This window comes from Bartonella vinsonii subsp. vinsonii, from assembly GCF_902825235.1.
GTDB classification, from domain to species: Bacteria; Pseudomonadota; Alphaproteobacteria; order Rhizobiales; family Rhizobiaceae; genus Bartonella; species Bartonella vinsonii.
In genome coordinates, this window is record NZ_CADEAJ010000043.1 from 1 (window position 1) to 688 (window position 688).

Below are 688 nucleotides of genomic sequence, written 5' to 3' on the forward strand. Positions count from 1 at the left end.
CCCATTTCAGACTCGATATTTGTTCTAAATGTATTTAATAAACTCCATTTCGATTCTTTCGAAGGTAATAAATTAATGTCATAAGACTATGGAGTTTCTCATAATGCTTCAAACCCTCAAGTCTGATTACAAACAATCTTCTTTACGCTCTCTCTTACAATCCTACCGTCAAAAAGCAAAATCACCCCGTGAATTGGGAACTCTCTTTGAAAACCTTGTCATGGCTTATTTGACGCAAGATCCTCTGCAATGCCAAGAATATGAACAGGTTCAAACTTATTGTGAATGGGCTAAAGAGCGTGGAGAAGATGGACGGGATATTGGCATTGATCTAGTCGCTAAAATTCGTGATGAAGGAGGCTATGTTGCTATTCAATGTAAATGCTATAATGCTTCCCATTGCATTAAAAAAGAAGATATTGATAGTTTTATTGCTGCCTCTGGCAAAAAGATCTTCACCCGTCGACTTCTTATCGATAGCACGGAAAGTGATTGGAGTGATAATGCTTCTCACACCTGTGAAGGTCAAGAAGTTCGCATTCAACAGATTAATTTGTTTGATTTAGAAAACAGTCAAATCGATTGGAGTCGTTTTGAAGGAAAAGAAACGGTTGTCCTTAAAGAGCAAACGAAGAAAAAGCTTTTAGATCATCAGAAAGAAGCCCTTGAAGCTGTTTGTGAGGGTTTA

1 protein-coding gene is annotated in these 688 nt (G+C 37.5%); it reads left to right on the top strand.

Going from position 1 to position 688, the window contains the following annotated elements:
* Window positions 1-103: 103 nt before the first annotated feature.
* A partial coding sequence (locus tag J7R12_RS08605; RefSeq protein WP_208439069.1) for a restriction endonuclease occupies window positions 104-688 on the top strand: 585 nt, incomplete at its 3' end.